The sequence below is a fragment of the Hoylesella oralis ATCC 33269 genome (assembly GCF_000185145.2).
Lineage (GTDB): Bacteria > Bacteroidota > Bacteroidia > Bacteroidales > Bacteroidaceae > Prevotella > Prevotella phocaeensis.
This window is the reverse complement of the sequence record NZ_GL833116.1, coordinates 23734-44322: the sequence shown is the minus strand read 5'-3', so window position 1 is coordinate 44322 and position 20589 is coordinate 23734. Positions and strand designations below refer to the sequence as shown.

18 protein-coding genes are annotated in these 20589 nt (G+C 48.1%); 16 read left to right on the top strand and 2 right to left on the bottom strand.

Going from position 1 to position 20589, the window contains the following annotated elements; genetic code table 11:
* The first annotated feature begins 71 nt into the window (after positions 1–71).
* Genes HMPREF0663_RS00185 through HMPREF0663_RS00170 form a run of 4 tightly spaced genes read left to right on the top strand, consistent with a single transcriptional unit; the run spans position 72 to position 2399 of the window.
* Complete coding sequence (locus HMPREF0663_RS00185; protein WP_004367969.1) at positions 72–542, top strand: phosphatidylglycerophosphatase A family protein; 471 nt, start codon at positions 72–74, stop codon at positions 540–542.
* Positions 530–937 carry a GtrA family protein gene (locus tag HMPREF0663_RS00180; RefSeq protein ID WP_016665600.1) on the top strand — a complete coding sequence of 136 codons (408 nt, stop codon included), beginning with the start codon at positions 530–532 and terminating at the stop codon, positions 935–937. The genes HMPREF0663_RS00185 and HMPREF0663_RS00180 overlap by 13 nt, the downstream gene beginning before the upstream one ends.
* Positions 927–1562, top strand: a complete 636-nt coding sequence (locus HMPREF0663_RS00175; protein ID WP_004367967.1) for a CDP-alcohol phosphatidyltransferase family protein — start codon at positions 927–929, stop codon at positions 1560–1562. The genes HMPREF0663_RS00180 and HMPREF0663_RS00175 overlap by 11 nt, the downstream gene beginning before the upstream one ends.
* Complete coding sequence (locus HMPREF0663_RS00170) at positions 1563–2399, top strand: phosphatase PAP2 family protein (protein WP_004367966.1); 837 nt, start codon at positions 1563–1565, stop codon at positions 2397–2399.
* Positions 2400–2591: 192 nt separating this feature from the next.
* Here HMPREF0663_RS00170 and HMPREF0663_RS00165 read toward each other — a convergent pair whose 3' ends face one another.
* The gene (locus HMPREF0663_RS00165; RefSeq protein ID WP_004367965.1) at positions 2592–3353 is read right to left on the bottom strand and encodes a head GIN domain-containing protein; all 762 of its coding nucleotides are present in this window, start codon (positions 3351–3353) and stop codon (positions 2592–2594) included.
* Between the two features lie 473 nt (positions 3354–3826).
* Between HMPREF0663_RS00165 and HMPREF0663_RS00155 the strand changes: the two genes are divergently transcribed.
* From HMPREF0663_RS00155 to HMPREF0663_RS00100, 12 genes are all read left to right on the top strand, one after another.
* The gene (locus HMPREF0663_RS00155; RefSeq protein WP_004367964.1) at positions 3827–4747 is read left to right on the top strand and encodes a serine O-acetyltransferase; all 921 of its coding nucleotides are present in this window, start codon (positions 3827–3829) and stop codon (positions 4745–4747) included.
* A gap of 151 nt (positions 4748–4898) precedes the next feature.
* On the top strand, positions 4899–6314 hold the full coding sequence (locus HMPREF0663_RS00150; protein ID WP_004367963.1) for a THUMP domain-containing class I SAM-dependent RNA methyltransferase: 1416 nt from the start codon (positions 4899–4901) through the stop codon (positions 6312–6314).
* Complete coding sequence (locus HMPREF0663_RS00145; protein WP_004367962.1) at positions 6304–8469, top strand: S9 family peptidase; 2166 nt, start codon at positions 6304–6306, stop codon at positions 8467–8469. The genes HMPREF0663_RS00150 and HMPREF0663_RS00145 overlap by 11 nt, the downstream gene beginning before the upstream one ends.
* Before the next feature lie 303 nt (positions 8470–8772).
* Complete coding sequence (purD, locus tag HMPREF0663_RS00140) at positions 8773–10041, top strand: phosphoribosylamine--glycine ligase (RefSeq protein ID WP_004367961.1); 1269 nt, start codon at positions 8773–8775, stop codon at positions 10039–10041.
* 1 nt (position 10042) lies between these two features.
* Complete coding sequence (locus HMPREF0663_RS00135) at positions 10043–10978, top strand: hypothetical protein (protein WP_004367960.1); 936 nt, start codon at positions 10043–10045, stop codon at positions 10976–10978.
* Positions 10972–11415, top strand: a complete 444-nt coding sequence (locus HMPREF0663_RS00130) for a YqaA family protein (protein WP_004367959.1) — start codon at positions 10972–10974, stop codon at positions 11413–11415. The genes HMPREF0663_RS00135 and HMPREF0663_RS00130 overlap by 7 nt, the downstream gene beginning before the upstream one ends.
* 6 nt (positions 11416–11421) lie before the next feature.
* A complete protein-coding gene (locus tag HMPREF0663_RS00125) occupies positions 11422–12255 on the top strand; it encodes a metal ABC transporter solute-binding protein, Zn/Mn family (protein WP_004367958.1) in 834 nt (277 codons plus the stop codon).
* A 3-nt stretch (positions 12256–12258) separates the two neighbouring features.
* Complete coding sequence (locus HMPREF0663_RS00120; protein WP_004367957.1) at positions 12259–13038, top strand: metal ABC transporter ATP-binding protein; 780 nt, start codon at positions 12259–12261, stop codon at positions 13036–13038.
* 798 nt (positions 13039–13836) lie between these two features.
* Complete coding sequence (locus tag HMPREF0663_RS00115) at positions 13837–17166, top strand: protein O-mannosyl-transferase family (RefSeq protein ID WP_004367955.1); 3330 nt, start codon at positions 13837–13839, stop codon at positions 17164–17166.
* Between the two features lie 14 nt (positions 17167–17180).
* On the top strand, positions 17181–17792 hold the full coding sequence (locus HMPREF0663_RS00110) for a polysaccharide deacetylase family protein (protein WP_004367954.1): 612 nt from the start codon (positions 17181–17183) through the stop codon (positions 17790–17792).
* A complete protein-coding gene (gene queG / locus HMPREF0663_RS00105; RefSeq protein ID WP_004367953.1) occupies positions 17770–18726 on the top strand; it encodes a tRNA epoxyqueuosine(34) reductase QueG in 957 nt (318 codons plus the stop codon). Before HMPREF0663_RS00110 ends, queG begins: the two co-directional genes overlap by 23 nt.
* Complete coding sequence (locus HMPREF0663_RS00100; RefSeq protein WP_016665595.1) at positions 18695–18973, top strand: hypothetical protein; 279 nt, start codon at positions 18695–18697, stop codon at positions 18971–18973. Before queG ends, HMPREF0663_RS00100 begins: the two co-directional genes overlap by 32 nt.
* Before the next feature lie 210 nt (positions 18974–19183).
* On the opposite strand, the gene glmM is transcribed toward HMPREF0663_RS00100, so the two are convergent.
* Positions 19184–20569 (bottom strand): phosphoglucosamine mutase, encoded by a 1386-nt coding sequence (gene glmM, locus HMPREF0663_RS00095; RefSeq protein WP_004367951.1) that lies wholly within the window; start codon positions 20567–20569, stop codon positions 19184–19186.
* Positions 20570–20589: the final 20 nt, after the last annotated feature.

The following is a 20589-nucleotide window of genomic DNA, read 5'->3' as shown; positions in this document are numbered from 1 at the left end:
ATATAATATTGTAAAAAGCGAGAAAACTTTTTGGTTATTTATATTTTTTCCATTAAATTTGCACCGCATATATGAAACGCCCACCGATTCTTGCTGTAGTATTCGGCTCCGGTTTCGGCTCCGGTTTCTGGCCTTGGGGGCCCGGAACAGCAGGAGCACTCCTTGCCACCGTTATTTGGTTAGGCATGGCGCAAGTGCTGAACACCATACCTCTATTTCTCACAACTCTCGTTCTAATACTGCTATTTACATGGATCGGCACATGGGCAGCCGATAAATTGGAGCCTTATTGGGGCGAAGATCCGAGCCGAGTCGTAATAGACGAGATGGCCGGAGTATGGGTTCCGCTGCTTTGTTCGCCCGCAGGAGACCTCATATATGCAGCATCTTCTTTCGTTATTTTCCGCTTCTTCGACATACTAAAGCCGCTGGGCATCCGTGCTCTCGACCGCAGGCACGGCGGTTTCTGGGTAATGGCAGACGACCTGCTTGCCGGCTTTTACAGTCTTATTATCATAGTTTTGGCACGATGGGCAGCATAAAAGAAAATCTCATCACGTTTGTCAAAGCGCAATGTTCGGCATGGATAGCCTCGATAATCGACTTCTGTGTCACCATTCTTCTGTCGCATTTCTGCAACATGTGGTATGCTTACGCCATATTCTTCGGTGCACTCAGCGGCGGTATCACGAACTGTATCATCAACTACCGGTGGGTATTCCATGCCATGGGCATGAAGAAAAAGGTCATAGCCATGCGGTATTTCCTCGTTTGGACGGGCAGTATCCTGCTCAATACCCTCGGAACGTTCCTGCTGACCGAACTCTCCGGCGTTTATTTTATCATCGTTAAAGCCGTGGTGGCCGTAGCCGTAGCGGTGTTATGGAACTATCAAATGCAACGTATATTTGTATTCAAGAAAAGATATGAACTATAGAGATTTCTTACAAAAGGCGATCTACCGAATTATCAACCCACTGATAAAGGGCATGATCAAGGTGGGCATCACTCCTAACATTATCACCACAATCGGCTTTTTGCTCAATATCGTGGCGGCAGGCATATTCGTTTATGCCGCTGCATATAAGCCCGAAAACAGTTTAACGCTCATCGGATGGGGCGGATTCATTATACTTTTCGCCGGTTTATTCGATATGATGGACGGTCGTCTGGCACGTATGGGCAACATGTCTTCTACGTTCGGCGCTCTTTGGGACTCCACTCTCGACCGCTATAGCGAGCTTTTCACGCTTTTCGGCATAGCCATATACTTCTTACTCGACGGGTGGATCGGCAGCGGAGTGGTAACCTTCCTTGCCATGGTGGGCTCTGTAATGGTGAGTTATGTCCGTGCGCGAGCCGAAGGCATAGGCATCGAGTGTAAAGTAGGCTTCATGCAACGCCCCGAAAGGGTGGTAGCAACATCGATAGGTGCCATCTTCTGCGGCATTTATGCCAACCTGTGGGTGCTTTCGGTGCCGATGATGCTCATTGCAGTGCTGGCCAATATCACGGCTTTTTGGCGTGTGTGGCATTGCTACAAGCAACTGAAAGGCAGATAAATGTTCAGTATTTATATCCTTATTTTATATATCTTGCTCGTGGGTTTCAGGCCTACAAGGAAGATAGCCGTAGCTCTTACGCCGTGGCTCGTCTTCGCCTGTTCCTACGATGCCATGCGCCTGTGGCCCAACTACGAGGCGAATGCCATAGACATACGCGGACTTTATGACGCCGAAAAACATCTTTTCGGTATCGCATCGGGTACATCTGTGCTTATTCCAAGCGAGTTTTTCGCTCTTCATCACTGTACTGCAGCCGACATGCTAGCGGGCTTTTTCTATCTTTGTTGGGTGCCCTTGCCGCTTTGCTTCGGCCTTTATCTTTATTTCAAAGGGCAGCGCAAGAGTTATCTTCGGTTTTCCTTGGCCTTTCTTTTCGTCAATCTGCTGGGCTTCTGCGGTTATTATATCCATCCTGCAGCACCGCCTTGGTATGCCATGCATTACGGTTTCGAGCCCCTACTCCACACCTCCGGAAACGTTGCGGGTTTAGGACGTTTCGACCAGCTTACGGGCATACCCGTATTCCATGCACTCTACGGCGCCAATGCAAATGTGTTTGCTGCCGTTCCTTCGTTGCATGCAGCCTACATGCTCATTACAACCGTCTATGCCGTTATCAGTAGGCAGCGGTGGCAAACGGTGTGCATATTTGCGCTAATCTGCATGGGTATTTGGTTCACAGCCGTATATACGGGGCATCATTACGTAATAGATGTGCTCTTAGGCATCGCCGTTGCCATAGTAGGAATATTCGTTTTAGAGAAATTCATCTTCCGCATTCCGGCCGTAAAACATGGATTGGAGCGATACGTCCGCTTCATCAGTCTTTCCTGAAAGTATTTGTTGTTTCTTTTAGAGTTAACCGTGGTTAACGGGAGGTATCTCTCCTATAGGCTCGAGAGGTAACAGACATTAGCTTTGAAATCGGCAAACTACACAAAAACATTTGTCCGCTAACTCCCACGAACGAAGCGAGTAACACTCCCATTAACCACGGTTAACCCCGAAAAAGGCACCCGTTAACTTCTAATATCCCACTTTCAAACCCGATGTTTCTATATCTCCCGAGCCCGTAGAGTTTTGGTTTAACTGCCTTATCCTGCCTTTCAATTCTATATCGCCCGAACCTAAGAGCTTGCAATTTACTATGCCACAGTTATCGAAACCTACTTTCAAATCGCCCGAACCCGTAAGCGAAGCATCGGCATTGCGTGCATTTTTCAGGTTTACCTTCATATCTCCCGAGCCCAACAAATTCAAGTTAGCATAGTCGGCCTGCACGTTTTTCAGTTCTACATCGCCCGAACCGCGCAACGTGGCCTCTACCCTGTCGCAGATAAGGTTGGCAAAATCCATATCTCCCGAGCCCGTCAAAGCAATGCGCATCGTATCGGTGTCCACCGTACCCGTAGCTTCAAAATCGCCCGAACCGGCCACCTTCACCGCCAACAAATCGGGCGAAGTTACGTAAACATTCAGCTCTGTCTTGTTTAACAGCCGCATCAAATCGCCTTTGTAAGGCTTCATACGTATCTGCAATTCGTTGTTTATCACTTGTGTAATTAAGTTTTTCACCAATTGTTTGTCGCCAACCACGCGCACAGAGCATGTGTCGCCCTGCTTATAGTGCACATTGCACGAAGCAAAGAGCGTCACCTTATTAAATACGTCTGTTTTGCGCGTGCTGTCTAAAACAACTCTTTTGCCCAAAACTTCACTGCGATAAACGCAAGAAGACAGCACAGTTGCTGCCAATACACCGCAAAGTATCAAATTTACTTTTTTCATCTTTTTACGATTTTAGTTCTACATGTTAGACGCAGATAGCGGGGAAAATGTTGCAGTGTTGTGCATATTTTTTCATTATCCGGCACAAACAGCACCCCTTCTCCGCTTATTCAATGGGGGAAGAAAGATAGTTTTAAAAAGACATATCTATAAAGTATTTTTATCAGATATGCAGTCTATGCCCGACAGGTGTACCCTCTATGTCCGACAGACAGACAGTCTAATCGAGCCGTAGGAACGCAGTTTGTCCTAGTCCTTATATATGTATGGCAAAAACAACGCGGTTCAAGACAACATAGACAGGCCAAGCCGCAGCAACACAACCATCAATCCCTCATCATTCATCCCTAATCCTTCATCCAAAAATCCCCCTCCGGAGCCCAACATTTAATATTTTTATCACATTCATTTCTCCGTTTTCAAGTAAAAACAGTATCTTTGCACGGAAAATATACTGATACACAAGCATCGCAATGAGTGTCTCGAAACTGACTCATGTACTAACTCAAACAGTGGAATTCCTTTCAAATCCCGATTCTTTGGAAGGCCTGTGTCACCAATACCGCGACGGAAGTCCGCTGCCATCCGGTACGGAACTCGAAGATATCATCAACCTTTCGCGGGCCATTCTGTTCCCCGGATACTTCGGAAAGTCTACAGTTAACAGCAATACAATTAAATATCAAATAGGTGTAAACGTAGAACAATTGCATCGAAAGCTCACTGAACAGGTATTAGCAGGCCTATGTTTCGCCGCTACCTGCGACGAAGAGTCGCGCCGCAACCTGCCTGCATGGCGCTTGCAAGCCGATGTTATCGCCACCGAACTCATTGCCCGTCTGCCGCAGATACGCAGCACGCTGGCCACAGACGTAAAAGCTGCTTACGATGGAGATCCCGCTGTAGACAATTATAGCGAGATTATCTCGTGTTATCCGGTAATTAAAGCACTGACAAACTATCGTATCGCTCACGAATTACATACGCTCAACGTGCCGCTCATCCCACGAATGATAACCGAAATGGCACACTCTGAGACTGGTATCGACATACATCCCGCCGCTACAATCGGCAACTATTTCACCATAGACCACGGTACTGGCGTGGTAATCGGTGCAACTTGCATCATCGGAAACCACGTTAAACTGTATCAGGGCGTTACTTTAGGAGCCAAAAGCTTTCCGCTCGACAACGATGGCAACCCCATCAAAGGCATGCCGAGGCACCCTATACTGGAAGATAACGTGGTGATTTACGCCAATGCAACGGTATTGGGACGCATCACGATAGGCCAAGGATGCGTGGTAGGAGCCAATGTATGGGTAACAGAAGATATGAAACCCCGCACCAAGAAATACAAAATAACCGATCATTCATTATCTGAAAGAAGTTAAGTCCTAAGGAATTAAGTTTTTAAGGCGATGGTCTGCGATCTATCTTTCCATCGAATTCAAGGCCCTGAACCAATGGTTTAACCGCTTAACGGCATAACTTCCTAACGACAAGAAAATAAAGTATATAAAATAAAAACAGTTTTATCTAACAATGGAATTTGAACTCATCGCCAAGACCTTTATGGGATTAGAGAACATCTTGGCCCAAGAGCTTACCCTAATGGGTGCAAACAACGTACAAACAGGGCGCAGAATGGTGTCGTTTACAGGCGATAAAGAAATGATGTATCGCGCCAATTTCCAACTTCACACGGCCATCCGTATCCTTAAACCCATACGTCATTTCAAGGCATATTCGGCAGAAGACGTGTACGAAGAGGTAAAGAAAGTGGATTGGAGCCAATACATAGAGAAGGGAAAAACCTTTTCAGTAGACTCAGTGGTATACTCTGAGGAGTTCAGGAACTCACGCTTCGTGACTTACAAGGTAAAAGATGCCATCGTAGATCAATTTCGAGAGAACACAGGCACACGGCCTAACATCTCTGTAAGCAATCCCGACATGCGGTTCCATATCCATATAGCCGACGAAGATGCCACTCTTTGCCTCGATTCCAGTGGCGAATCGCTGCATCGCAGGGGCTATCGACAGGAATCAGTCGAGGCTCCATTGAACGAAGTATTGGCTGCCGGCATGATTATGATGACCGGATGGAAGGGCGACACCGACTTTATAGATCCGATGTGCGGCAGCGGTACCTTGCTTATAGAGGCAGCCCTGATAGCACACAACATGAGTCCGGGCGTGTTCCGAAAGGAGTTTGCTTTCGAAAAATGGCCCGATTTCGACCAGAATTTGTTCGATAAAATCTACAATGACGACTCGCTTGAGCGTCCTTTCAACCATCACATCTACGGCTATGATGTAGATATGAAAGCGGTAAACACGGCACGTACGAACGTCAGAGCGGCCGGATTAACCGCCGATATCTCCATAGAGCAGGCCGATTTCAAGGACTTTAAGAAGCCGGCCGATAGGAGTATCATCGTTATGAATCCGCCCTACGGCGAACGCATATCCACCCCGAACCTCTTAGCCACCTACAAAATGATCGGTGAACGCCTCAAACACGAGTTCATGGGCAACGATGCATGGGTGTTAAGTTACCGCGAAGAGTGCTTCGAACAGATCGGTCTGAAGCCGTCGATCAAGATACCTGTCTTCAACGGATCGCTGGAATGCGAGTTCCGCAAGTACGCCATATTCGACGGAAAGATGAAAGATTTCCGTGCTGAAGGGGGCATCGTAAAGACCGATACGGAACGTAAAGAGATGGCACAGAAGCATCGTTTCAAAGAAAACCGAGAGTTCAAACGCCGATTGGAGGAAGATGCAGAGAACGAAGAAGCCGACATCAGGTCGTTCAAGTTCCATTCTTTCGAACGCTTGAGGGAAGACAGAAGAGACCGAGGAGCACGAGGTAAGAAGTTCGAACGGCCCGGACGTCGGGATTACAGCAACCGCGATTCCGGCAAAAGACATAGGAGATACGACGATGAGGACTAACATCTATCGGCTTTACATAGCAGTTCTATCGGCATTATTCATACCATCTACGGGCATGGCACAGAAACAATTCACCCTCGAAGACTTAAACTTCGGCGGCACAAACTATAGAAAGTTCGTGCCTGAAAACTGCTACACGACGTGGTGGGGCGACGAGCTGATAAGGTTAGATGCCGAAGAATGCAGCATTATAAATAAGGTGACAGGCAAAGAGAGCATGCTCTTTACACTCGCAGACGTTAACAAATGGCTCGGTACAGATACTGCAAACAAGGTTCATTCGCTGTATCGAGCAGCCTTTCCCTATGCGGATAAGCCGCTCGTACTGCTGCGCACGAAGAACAGAATGTATCTCTTGAACTGGAAGAAGCACCGCGCAGAATGGCAAATGCCCACAGACGGCTCTGCTGCTTGGCAGGCAGAGGCGTGGAACGAAGCATCGAAAGCCTTGGCATACGTGAAAGATAACCAGCTCATGGTAAAGACGCAAGACGGCGACAGCACCCAACTGACGACCGACGGAAGCCGGTGCATCGTTTACGGACAGAGCGTACATCGTGACGAGTTCGGCATACGGGGCGGACTGTTCTGGTCGCCCGACGGCACCAAGCTGGCCTTCTATCGCATGGATCAGACAATGGTAGCCGACTATCCGCAGGTGGATATCTTTCACAGAATAGCCCTCTACGAGCCCGACAAATACCCCATGGCGGGCGAAACCAGCCATAAAGTCACGGTTATGGTATACGATCTGCAGTCTAAAAATATAACTACGTTACAGGCAGGCGATCCTACCGACCGTTATTTTACTAATGTTTCGTGGAGTCCGGACAGCAAAACAATCTACATATTCGAACTAAATCGCGACCAAAACGACTGCAGATTGGTGAGCTACGATGCAAAAACAGGAGGCAAGATTGCGGAACTTAACCGCGAGACAGACGACAAATATGTGGAACCCCAGCACCCTATTACATTTCTGCCATGGGACAGTAAGTCGTTCATCATGCAGAGTCAGCGCGACGGTTATAACCATCTGTACCTCTTCTCTGCCGACGGAAAGCTGCAAAAACAGCTCACCTCGGGCAAATGGGTAGTACTCGAAATGCTGGGATTTGATATAAAGAAGAAGGCTGTAATCATAGCTTCGAACGAGAAGAACCCCATCCAGCGCAACACGTATGCCGTAGACATCAAGACCGGCAAGCGCACCTTGCTCGACAACGGGCACGGTTATCATTACCCGAACCTGTCGCCTACGGGTGCTTTCGCATGCGACAATTACAGCGAACCCGCCGTTCCGCGCAACATAGAAATCATCAACACCGCCACTGCCAAGCACACCTTGTACTTCAAGGCGGCCGATCCGTGGCTGGGATATGGCGTTCCGGAGTTCTCGTGCGGTACATTAAAGGCCGACGACGGCACCACAGACCTGTATTACCGCATGGTAAAACCGGTGGGGTTCGATGCAAACAAGAAGTATCCCACCGTGGTCTACGTATACGGAGGGCCCCATGCACACAATGTAGATGCACGGTGGCATTACGCTTCACGTAGCTGGGAAACGTACATGGCACAGAAAGGATACCTGCTGTTCATTATAGATAACCGCGGTAGCGAGAACAGAGGACGCGCCTTTGAGCAGGTTACGTTCCGCCAACTCGGGCAGATCGAGATGAAAGATCAGATGAAAGGTGTGGAATATCTTAAAAGCCTACCCTACGTAGATGTCGATAGAATAGGCGTACACGGGTGGAGTTTCGGCGGTTTCATGACCATCTCGCTCATGACCAACTACCCTGAAGTATTCAAAGTTGGCGTGGCCGGCGGTCCTGTAATAGACTGGAAATGGTACGAGGTGATGTATGGAGAGCGTTATATGGATACGCCTACCGCCAACAAAGAGGGCTATGAAAAGACTTCTTTGCTGCATCAAGCGAAAAACCTTAGGGGAAAATTGCAGATTATACAGGGCTACAACGACAAGACGGTGGTACCTCAACATTGCTTGTCTTTCCTTGCCGAGTGCATCAAAGCGGGCACACAGCCCGACTTTTTCCTCTATCCGGGCGAGCCACACAATATGCGCGGGCACCAAAGCGTGCACCTGCATGAGCGCATCACGCAATATTTTGAAGATTATCTGAAATAATCTGTCGGCGACAGACACATACACTCTCGCTGCTCTTCGCAAGCACTTCTCCCTTTAGAAAGAAGAAACAAAGGGAGAAGTGCACCGATATAATACAAGTAAACATACCTCCTATACCCGATAAACCGTAGCCCTATCGCGGTTATGCCATAGGTCTATCGCACCGATATCGTAAGTCGCTCATCCTTACGCCATCACCCCTTTTCCATTAGGTGTAAAACATACAATAATTGTAAAATATTTCTATTTTTACAGGGTTTATCATTAACTTTGTACACAGATAATTCTTCAATCCACAAAAACATGAAAATATTACTGTTAGGTAGCGGAGGCAGAGAGCATGCTCTGGCATGGAAGATTGCACAGAGCAAGCGGGTAGACAAACTATTCATAGCGCCGGGCAACGCCGGAACGGCCGAAATCGGGCAGAATGTGAATATCGGAACAAATGAATTCGACCGACTCAAAGAGTTTACTCTTGCCAACAATATCGACATGGTGGTAGTGGGACCGGAAGATCCCTTGGTAAATGGCATCTACGATGAGTTCAAGAACGACAGCCGGACGGGCCATATACCGGTGATAGGGCCTTCGAAAAAAGGAGCTACACTCGAAGGCAGTAAGGATTTTGCCAAGGGTTTTATGATGCGTCATGGCATTCCGACGGCGAAATACCGTACGTTCAATGGCGCTAATATTGCCGAAGGACTGGCTTTCCTCGACACTCTACGGCCGCCATACGTGCTCAAGGCCGACGGTCTGTGCGCCGGAAAAGGGGTGCTCATCGTACCTACATTGCAAGAAGCCAAGCAAGAATTGCAAGATATGTTGGGCGGAATGTTCGGCAATGCATCGGCAACAGTAGTGATAGAAGAATTTCTAAGCGGTATAGAATGCTCGGTTTTTGTGCTTACCGATGGCAAACATTACAAGATTTTGCCTGAAGCAAAAGACTATAAGCGTATAGGCGAGCACGACACAGGGCTCAACACGGGCGGCATGGGCAGCATTACACCAGTGCCGTTCGCCACACCCGAATGGATGAAAAAGGTAGAAGAACGCATCATCAGGCCCACTGTAGAGGGGCTGGCCCAAGAGAATATCGATTACAAAGGTTTCATCTTCTTCGGATTGATCAACGTTGAAGGAGAGCCAAACGTAATAGAATACAACTGTAGAATGGGAGATCCCGAGACTGAAAGCGTAATGTTACGCCTGAAGAGCGATATTGTAGACCTGTTAGAAGGCGTTGCAACGGGCACACTCGGCCAATGTAACGTGGATATAGATACCCGTTCGGCGGTATGCATAATGCTCGTAAGCGGCGGATACCCCGAAAACTACGTTAAAGGATACCCCATTTCGGGCATCGACAAGGTAGAAGGATCGATCGTATTCCACAGCGGTACGGCACTCAAAAACGGGCAACTTGTGACCAATGGGGGCAGGGTAATCGCCGTATCTTCCTACGGCAACATCAAGGAAGAGGCGCTGCAAAAGAGTTTCAACGAAGCCCAAAAGATACAATTCAAGGACAGATACTTCCGCAGAGATATAGGAAAAGACTTGTAGAATGGTAAAAAAGAGGGTACAAAACAGAATAGCGACAAGCCGATATGCACTGCCTGTCACCGCTATATATGCTGCCTTGGTGTGGTTTTCGGCCATCTATCGGGATCACAGCATGTGGCTGCCTACGGTATTGCTGGCTCTTACCACCTATATAATGGCCGAACTGAATAATCAGAACGCGCTCATGCGCACTTACAGCCGTATGGTATCCTGCTCGTTTATTATGCTCAGCACCGCCTGTATCTACCTCTTCCGCAACTACACCGTGGGCATTGTGCAGTTAAGTGGCGCGGTTTGCTATCTTGCATTGTTCGGTTCTTACCAAGACAAGCGTGCTACAGGCAAGGTGTTCACGGCATTTGTCGCCATCGGATTGGCAAGCGTCTTTTTTATACAGATACTCTTCTTCGTTCCTATACTATGGCTTGTGCTCACAACCCGTATCATGGCCATGAGCATACGTACTTTCTGTGCCTCGTTGCTCGGCCTGATAACCCCTTATTGGTTTATAGAAGGCTATAATATAACCATAGGGAAACCGCTGCTGACGATAACTCATTTCACGGCTATAGCCCACTTCGACACACCTTTCATATTGCAAGGAAGCGACCATACCTACCCTATTGCCGTCTTTGCATTTATGGTATTAGTGGTTTTAACGGGCAGCATACATTACCTGCGCACCATCTACAAAGATAAAATACGCACGCGATTGCTTTACGAAACACTCATCACAATGTCGGTATGCGGCCTGTTCTTTATCGCCATACAGCCGCAGCATTCGGCATATCTTGTGCCCCTGCTGATCGTAAGTGTCGCTCCGTTGGCGGCACATTATATTACTTTCACCCATACATGGCTCACCAACCTGTCGTTCTATATGCTCACAGCACTCATATTAGCACTTACCGCACTTAATCTACATATGCTATGGTAGACTTACTCATCAACTATGGCTATTGGGGAATGCTCATATCAGCGTTCTTGGCAGGCAGTTTTTTCCCCTTCAGCAGTGAGGCTGTGATGGTTGGATTGCTTGCCGCGGGCCTCAAGCCTGCCCCCCTGATCGTGTACGGAACGGTGGGTAACGTGGCCGGATCTATGTTCAATTACGGGATAGGGCGCCTCGGAAGGCTGGATTGGATAGAAAAGTACATGCACGTAAAGAAGGAGAAACTCGATCAGACCACACGTCTAATGGCGGGACATGGCGCTTGGATGGGCTTCTTTGCCTTTGTTCCGATACTTGGAAGTGCCATTACGATCGTCTTGGGGCTCATGCGAGCCAACATAGCAATATCGCTTACGAGCATCGTCATCGGCAAAGTGCTGCGTTATGTGCTGCTGATTTATGGGGCAACATTATTATTTTAAATCGAAATGAATAAGAACATAGGCTTTTTTACAGTGCTTACGGCACTGCTGATCGCGGCTTGTACCAGCGGTTCACCCTCCGACAAGCGCATTATTACAGTTACGATAGAACCGTTACGCTACTTTACCGAGCAGATTGCAGGCGACAAATTCACGGTAAAGACCATGGTTCCACGTGGCGGAAACCCCGAAACTTACGAGCCTACAGCACGGCAGATGGTGGATTTGTCGGCCAGTGATCTGTATATAAAGGTAGGGAACATAGGCTTTGAACGCACATGGATGAAGCGCCTCGAAGCCAATGCACCCCACACGATTATCATAAACTCTTCAGACGGTATTACCTCCTCGGACAATTCTATGTACACTCATGATCCGCATACATGGATGAGTACCGCCAATGCCATGTACATAGCCCGCAACATTTACAAGGCTCTTGCGGAGATAGACAGTAAAGACAGCTTGTATTTCAAGAAGAACTTGGAGCGGCTCATGGGCAAGATAGAGGCGGTAGATACCCAAATACGCGAAGAAATCACCAAGGACAAAAGCACTACATTCCTTATCTATCACCCTGCCCTTACCTATTTTGCCCGAGAATACGGCCTTCGACAGCTATCGATCGAGGAAGATGGGCGCGAACCGAGCGCCGTACAGCTGAAACAGGTTATCAACACGGCACGGCAAAACCACGTAAAGATCATATTCATACAGCGCGAATTCGACAGCCGCAACACCGATATCGTGGCACGAAGTACGGGAGCCGAGAAGGTTGAAATTAATCCCTTGAGCTACGATTGGGATAAAGAAATGGTGAAAATAGCACAATCTTTGAAGTGAATTATGTACACCCTCATACAACTTAACCAAGTTTCAGCGGGCTACAACGGTAGAAACGTGCTCGAAAATGCCACGCTCTCGGTCTACGAGAACGACTTTCTCGGTGTGATAGGTCCGAACGGTGGCGGTAAAACTACGCTCATGCGTGTAATATTGGGACTAATGAAACCTGCCGTAGGCACTGTGTCTTATTTCGACAAAGGGCGCCCTGTAAGCAAAATCACCATGGGATATCTGCCTCAATACAGCGACATAGACCGCAAGTTTCCTATTTCTGTTTATGATGTAGTGCTTTCCGGACTGAGCAGTGAAAAGCCTCTGTTGCGACCATTCAATAAATATCAGCGCGATAAAACTACCGCAACGCTCGAACGAATGGGACTTGCAGACTTGGCAAAACGCCCTATAGGAGCCTTAAGCGGCGGACAATTGCAGCGTGTATTACTCGCCCGTGCCGTGGTTTCGCAACCTAAAGTACTCATACTCGATGAGCCCAACACCTACATAGACCAGCGCTTTCAAGAGAAGATGTACGACATGCTCGAAACGCTCAACCGCCATTGCGCCATTATCATCGTAAGCCACGACATCGGTACGATACTTCAAAACGTGAAAGATGTGGCGTGCGTAAACCGTACACTGCACTACCACCCTACCACAGAACTGTCTCCGGAGCATTTGGCCGAGGAATTCGGCGGACCTATAGAGATGCTCGGTCATGGTTCCCTCCCCCGCATACAGCTGCGAGAACATGAGGACAAGCCTCCTAAAATAGAGGTTTAAGGACCTCCCCCTGCCCCTCCAAAGGAGGGGGGGGCCTTTCGGAAGGCGGGTAATTGAACTGTATAGCGGCCTCCCCCTGCCCCTCCAAAGGAGGGGGGTGCCTCGCGGAAGTCGGGTAAATGTGGGGAATAGCGCCCTTTCTCGGTCTTTCCGATTGGAGGAGAGTTGCAATATGAGCGCACTTCTCCCCTTTTTAAAGGGAGACAGAGAGGGGGTAAATTGGATTTCTATGCTACGTACAAATCTTTCCCCGCATCCCTTTAACAAGGGGAAAGGTATGCTGTTTGTACTCAATTTATAACTTGTTGGCTGATAATGTATTATGCGTATCGTTATCGAATAGCATATCTATCTGTTTTAGATGATATGTTTAACGGACTCAAACGGCGCGTCTATGCCCAATAAACGTATGGTCTGCTCCCATCGTAAATACTTAACTCGCCAAGGTACCAATACATCTATCCGTCTTCCGAAAGGCACTCCCCTCCTTTGGAGGGGTAGGGGGAGGTTATCATCCTCATCATCTTTCCGGCTTCCGCAAAGCACACCCCTCCTTTGGAGGGGCTGGGGGAGGTTATCATCCTCATCATCTTTCCGACTTCCGCGAGGCACACCCCTCCTTTGGAGGGGCAGGGGGAGGTTCCAATATCCCCTGTCCGCCGCACATAATTTACCTGCAAAACGCCGAAAACACGTTAAACTACTGAAAACATACTATATTTTTTTTGCTATTATTTCGATTTACGTTACCTTTGCAAGCATATTTCGAAATAGATACTTATTGAAAGTTTTTGATCAATGAAGCAGTACAAATTAGTGGACAACGTGCTGGGATGGCTCGTATTTCTCGTTGCAGCAGTGGTATATTGTAGCACCATCGAGCCTACAGCCAGCTTTTGGGACTGTCCGGAGTTCATTACAACCGGCTATAAGCTCGAAATAGGACACCCACCCGGTGCTCCTTTCTTCATGATAACGGCCAACTTGTTCTCACAGTTGGCAAGCGATCCGTCACAGGTGGCACGTATGGTGAACATAATGAGTGCACTTCTCAGTGCTACAACTATCTTGTTCCTCTTCTGGAGCGTCACCCACCTCACACGAAAGCTAATCCTAAAGGACTGGGATGGCCTTACAACGGGCAAACTTATAGCAATTGAGGCGAGTGGACTGGTAGGATCATTGATTTACACCTTTAGTGATACGTTCTGGTTTTCGGCAGTTGAGGGCGAAGTTTATGCCTATTCGTCGGCTTTCACGGCCATTGTATTTTGGTTGATCCTTAAATGGGAAGACCACGCCGATGAGCCCCATAGCGATCGTTGGCTGGTTCTGATTATGTATATGACGGGACTTAGCATCGGTGTGCACCTGCTTAATCTGCTTTGCATACCGGCCATAGTGCTCGTATTCTGCTATCGTAGGTTCCCTGACATCGAGCTCAAAGGCTCGCTCATCGCCTTGGCAGTATCGTTTGTACTTGTGGCTGCCGTGCTTTATGGTGTAATACCGGGCATCATTACCGTAGGAGGATGGTTCGAACTGTTCTTTGTTAATGTACTCGGATGCCCGTTCAATACCGGCGTAATCGTATATATCGTTCTTCTTGTAGGTGCGGTTATCTGGGCTATTTACGAGAGTTACACCGATCGTAACGGCAAACTGCAGAACATATCGTTCCTGCTTGCTGTGGCTATGCTCGGCATCCCGTTCTACGGATACGGCTGGTCAGCAGTGATCATCGGTATCATTGTGCTTGCCATTCTGTGGTTCGTGCTCAATTATAATCGCAAAATCGGCAAGCAACTCGTACCGCTTGTCAGTGCAAGAATTAAGAACACGGCACTGTTATGCATGCTTATGCTGATGATAGGTTATTCGAGTTATGCTCTTATAGTAATCCGCTCGTCGGCCAATCCGCCCATGGATCAGAACTCACCCGAGGATATATTCACCTTAGGCAACTATCTTAGCCGCGATCAATACGGCGACCGTCCGTTATTATACGGCCCGGCGTATACGTCGCAGGTGGCACTCGATATCGATGGAAACAAGTGTCGTCCGCGTTTGAAAGAAGGTGCACCGGTCTACAGTCGTAAGGAGAAGAACCGTAAAGGTGAGAAAGACTCCTATTTTGTGGTAAATCATAAGAGCAATTATGTATATGCTCAGAACATGATATTCCCCAGAATGTACGAAAAGAAATATACTCAAGCGTACGAAGATATACTGGGCGGCGTAAACGGAACCGAGGTTCCTTACGATCGTTGTGGGGAAATAGTATCGGTGAAAGTTCCGTCGCAGTTCGATAACCTGCGTTTCTTCTTCTCTTATCAGTGCAACTTTATGTACTGGAGATACTTTATGTGGAACTTTGCAGGTAGGCAGAACGACATACAGGGCAATGGTGAATTGGAGCATGGCAATTGGATTACCGGCATTCCGTTTATAGACAACGCCCGATTAGGCGACCAAAGTAAGCTGCCGGACGAACTGAAAAACAACAAAGGACATAATGTGTTCTACTGCTTGCCGTTGCTTCTGGGGCTGATAGGCATGTTCTGGCAGGCTTGGAGAGGTAAGCGCGGAATACGTCAGTTCTGGGTTGTATTCTTCTTGTTCTTTATGACCGGACTGGCTATCGTTGTCTATTTGAACCAGACTCCTATGCAACCACGCGAACGAGACTATGCATATGCGGGCTCTTTCTATGCCTTCGCAATATGGTGCGGCATCGGTGTAGCGGCCATCATCGACCTGCTTAAGCGCCGTATCCGCACGAACGACGTGGCATTGGCATCGGTCGTAGGACTGTTATGTCTGCTGATTCCCATTCAAATGGCTAGTCAAACGTGGGACGATCACGACCGTTCAGGGCGCTATACCTGTAGGGATTTCGGCCGTAACTACCTCATGACGCTGCAAGACAAAGGCAATCCGATCATCTTCACCAACGGAGATAACGATACTTTCCCGTTGTGGTATAATCAGGAAGTGGAAGGTGTACGTACCGATGCCCGCGTATGTAACCTCAGTTATTTGCAGACAGATTGGTACATAGACCAAATGAGAAGGCCGGCATATAGTTCGCCTTCCGTTCCCATCTCGTGGTCTCGGCTCGACTATTGCTTAGGAACAAATGAATTTGTAGAGGTTGAACCGCGTGCCAAACAGCAGATACTCGATTACTACAAGACACATCCGAAAGAGGCAAAGGCGCAGTTCGGCGACGATCCTTTCGAGGTGAAAAACATCATGAAGTACTGGGTACGGTCGAAAGACAATGATATGCACATCATTCCTACCGATACCTTGTACGTGAAGATAGACAAAGAAGCGGTGAAAAAGAGCGGTATGATGATGGCTTCAGATACCATCCCCGACAAGATGGTGATATCTCTTGCAGGTAAAAATGCACTGTATAAGGGCGACCTGATGATACTCGAAATGATTTCGCAGTGCGATTGGACGCGCCCGCTCTATATAGCTTCAACCGTTGGAGAAGATAATTACATGAACTTGGGTGATAACTTTGTGCAGGAAGGCCTTGCCAATCGCATCACTCCCTTTACCACCAAAGGCAATGGGACGAGGAGTTTTGATACGGAAAAGACCTACAATAACCTGATGAACCGATATAAATACGGCGGACTGGAGAAGCGGGGACTCTACTTAGACGAAACGATTATGCGCATGTGTCAGACGCATCGCCGGCTCTTCGGGCAGCTTGTTCTGCACTTACTTTCAGAAGGCAAAAAGGATAAAGCACTCAAAGCACTGCAAAAGGTTGAACAGGTAATTCCCACATACAATGTACCTCATTCATTTATAAGTGGCAGTCTCGACCTCGCACGTGCCTATGTATTGCTGGGAAACAGACAAAAAGCAGCTTCAATCATCAAAGATATGTGGCGCAACAATGTGCAGTATGTGGAGTGGTACCTTAGTCTGTCGGGACAAAACTTCGCAATTTCGCAGAGCGAATGCCTGAAACATCTCATGATATTGAACCAAATTGCAAGCGTAGCCCCGATGATCGGCAAGAACGAAGCGGCACGACAGACGAAACAACTCAATGCTCTGTACATGCAATATCAGGCCAAAGGCGGAACTTTCCCCGAACAATAGCGAAAACATAGCGTATGTTTATCGAACAACCGGCTAAGTGGTTGCACTGGTTATACCCGCGTGCAATATGGAGAATGGACCGAAACGAGCGTGCTGTTTACCTCACGTTCGACGACGGGCCCATACCTGAATCAACGCCGTTTATTCTAAATACGCTCGACGAGTTCGGCATCAAAGCCACCTTCTTCATGGTCGGAGAGAACGTACTCCGGTATCATGACCTGTATAACCGTATCGTACAAGCCGGTCATCAGGTAGGAAATCACACGTTCAATCACCTTGGAGCGTTTAAGCATTGGGCGGTTACCTACGTTATCAATACCGAGAAAGCCAACGAACTGATACATAGTCACCTCTTCCGACCGCCGCACGGCGTGATGAGGTTCAGCGAATATTGGTGGTTGAAGCGGCGTTATAAGATCGTAATGTGGGACCTTGTTACCCGCGACTACTCCAAATGGATGACCGCAGAGGACGTTCTGAACAACGTAAAGCGCTATGCTCGCAACGGTTCCATCATCACCTTTCACGACTCTCTCAAGAGTATAGAAAAGCTACACTATGCACTTCCTGCAGCTATAAGGTGGTTAAAAGAGCAAGGTTATGAGTTCAGAACTTTCGAATAGCATAAAAGCCGAGGCGATAGGTCTCGGCTTTACTGCTTGTGGAATTGCAAAAGCCGAGCCTGTAGATAACTTCACGGCGCAGAAAGTGATGCGTTGGTTAGCGCAAGGCGATTATGCCGGCATGGCTTACATGAACAACTACACCGACAAGAGGCTCGATCCGAGACTGCTGATGCCCGAGGTTAAATCTATCGTATGCGTGGCCTTGAACTACGCTCCTGCCCGAACACTGCCCGAAGGTGAATATCAATTCGCCGCTTATGCGCTCGGAAAAGACTATCACGACATCGTAAAAGCAAAGCTACACCGGCTGGCCGCCATCTTCGGATTCGAAAACTATCGCGCCTTCTGCGACTCTGCACCGGTGCTGGAACGCTATTGGGCCGAGCGTGCAGGCTTGGGATGGACCGGACGAAACCATCAGCTAATCATTCCGAAAGCAGGAAGTATGTTCTTTTTAGGCGAGCTCTTTCTCGATGTGGAGTTAGAATACGACCGCCCGCAAGTATCGAAATGCGGCCGTTGCCATGCCTGCATAGACGCTTGTCCTACACAGGCGATACTGCCGGATAGGGAGTTCGACGCCGAGAAATGCCTCTCCTATCAAACGATAGAGAACCGCGGAGAGCTGACAGATGCTTTTGCCTGCAAGATGGGAAATACCATCTACGGCTGCGACAGATGCCAACAGGCGTGCCCGTGGAACCGCTTTGCCACGCCTAACACCACACCCGAACTGCAGCCCAACGAGGCTCTGCTCGGCATGACCAAGGAACGTTGGCACAATCTTAGCGAGGAGGAATACCGGCAGATATTCAAAGGAAGCGCGGTAAAGCGTGCAAAATACGCCGGTTTAATGCGCAATATACAAGCTGCAAACAAGCATCAAGAAGAAACAGGCAATGAATATACGGATGAACGACAGCACTCATAAAGACATTAAAGACAAGGTTAACGCCTTTTTCCACGACTTTGCGTGGCAGACGATCATGGCTGCCAATGCCGATCCCGATAATCCCCAAGCCGTAAAAATGGCCTTGATCGACCATTTAGAAGAGATATATCCCCGCTTCAGCACAACCGAAATATTCCGCCGGTGCAATGGTACAGCGTTGCACGAAATAATGGTCGAAGAGTACAGAGGCAATTTCAGTCTGCTGTTGTCGGGCATCCTACCTTGAACAAACCTATTGTCTGTCAGTCTTAGATTGTCGGTCTAAGTCAAATAAACCCATCTCTTATCATCTATAAAAATAAGGTTATCATCAGAAAGATTGATAGAACGGTATTGATATTTCTATCGCCTTCTTTCTGATGATAACCTTCTCGTTACAGGCAGCCACGGCTCTTAGCGGCCTTTTATCTGCATAACGTATGCCTCGGATGCCCGCTTATTGCATGTCGTAAACCACTTGCATAAGCGTTTTACCCAATGCATCGGCGGCTTCCATAGTGGGAGCTTCGCTATATACACGTATGATCGGTTCGGTGTTGCTCTTACGAAGATGCACCCATTTATCGGCAAAATCTATCTTTACACCGTCTATATCGGTCACACGTTCATTACTGTACATCTCCTTCACCTTATTCAATATGGCATCTACATCGGTACTCGGTGTCAGGTCTATGCGGTTTTTAGCAATGAAATAGTTGGGAAACGAGGCACGCAACTCGCTTGCCTTGCATCCTTTATGGGCTAATGAACTCAAGAAAAGAGCAATGCCTACGAGCGCATCACGGCCGTAATGACTGGCCGGATAGATTACTCCACCGTTGCCTTCACCGCCGATTACCGCCCCTACTTCTTTCATCTTCGTAGTCACGTTTACCTCTCCAACGGCAGCAGCAGCATACTTTCCGCCATGTCTCTCGGTAATATCGCGCAACGCTCTCGTAGAACTAAGGTTCGAAACCGTATTGCCCGGCGTATGCGAAAGTACATAATCGGCCACCGAAACCAACGTATATTCTTCGCCGAACATATTGCCATCCTCGCATATAAATGCCAAACGGTCTACATCGGGATCCACTACGATACCGAGATCATACCCGCCTTTCGCCATTTCACCCATAATACCGCCAAGGTTTTTGGCCAATGGTTCGGGGTTATGTGCAAAGTCTCCGTTAGGTACACCATTCAAAATCTTGTACTCAACGGCCAAAGAATCGAGCAATTCGGGCAATATAATGCCGCCGACACTATTGATTGCATCGACTACAACCTTGAAATGCGCCTTACGGATGGCCTCCGTATCTACCAAATCCAGTGCGAGTACGCTGTCTATATGGCGGCGGTTGAACGAGTTATCGTCCGTATAACTGCCGATATGGTCTACATCTGCGTAATCAAAATCCTCTTTCTCAGCCGCATCGAGCACCTCTTTACCATCGTCAGCCGTAAGAAACTCGCCCTCATGATTGAGCAGTTTCAACGCATTCCAATGCCGCGGATTATGGCTGGCCGTTATGATTATGCCTCCATCAGCATCCGTCATGCGCACCGCGAGCTCGGTTGTAGGCGTGGTAGCAAGGCCGATATTCACCACATCATAGCCCATCCCCATGAGCGTTCCGCATACTATATTCTTCACCATACTACCGGATATGCGTGCATCACGGCCTACAACGATCTTATTGGTTGCCCCCTCAGCACGGCTTTTACGTATAAATGTGGCATATGCCGACGTAAACTTCACTATATCCAAGGGGTTGAGAGTGTCGCCGGCATGCCCGCCTATCGTTCCTCGGATGCCGGATATCGACTTGATCAGCGTCATAATATCATTATTTAAGTTTG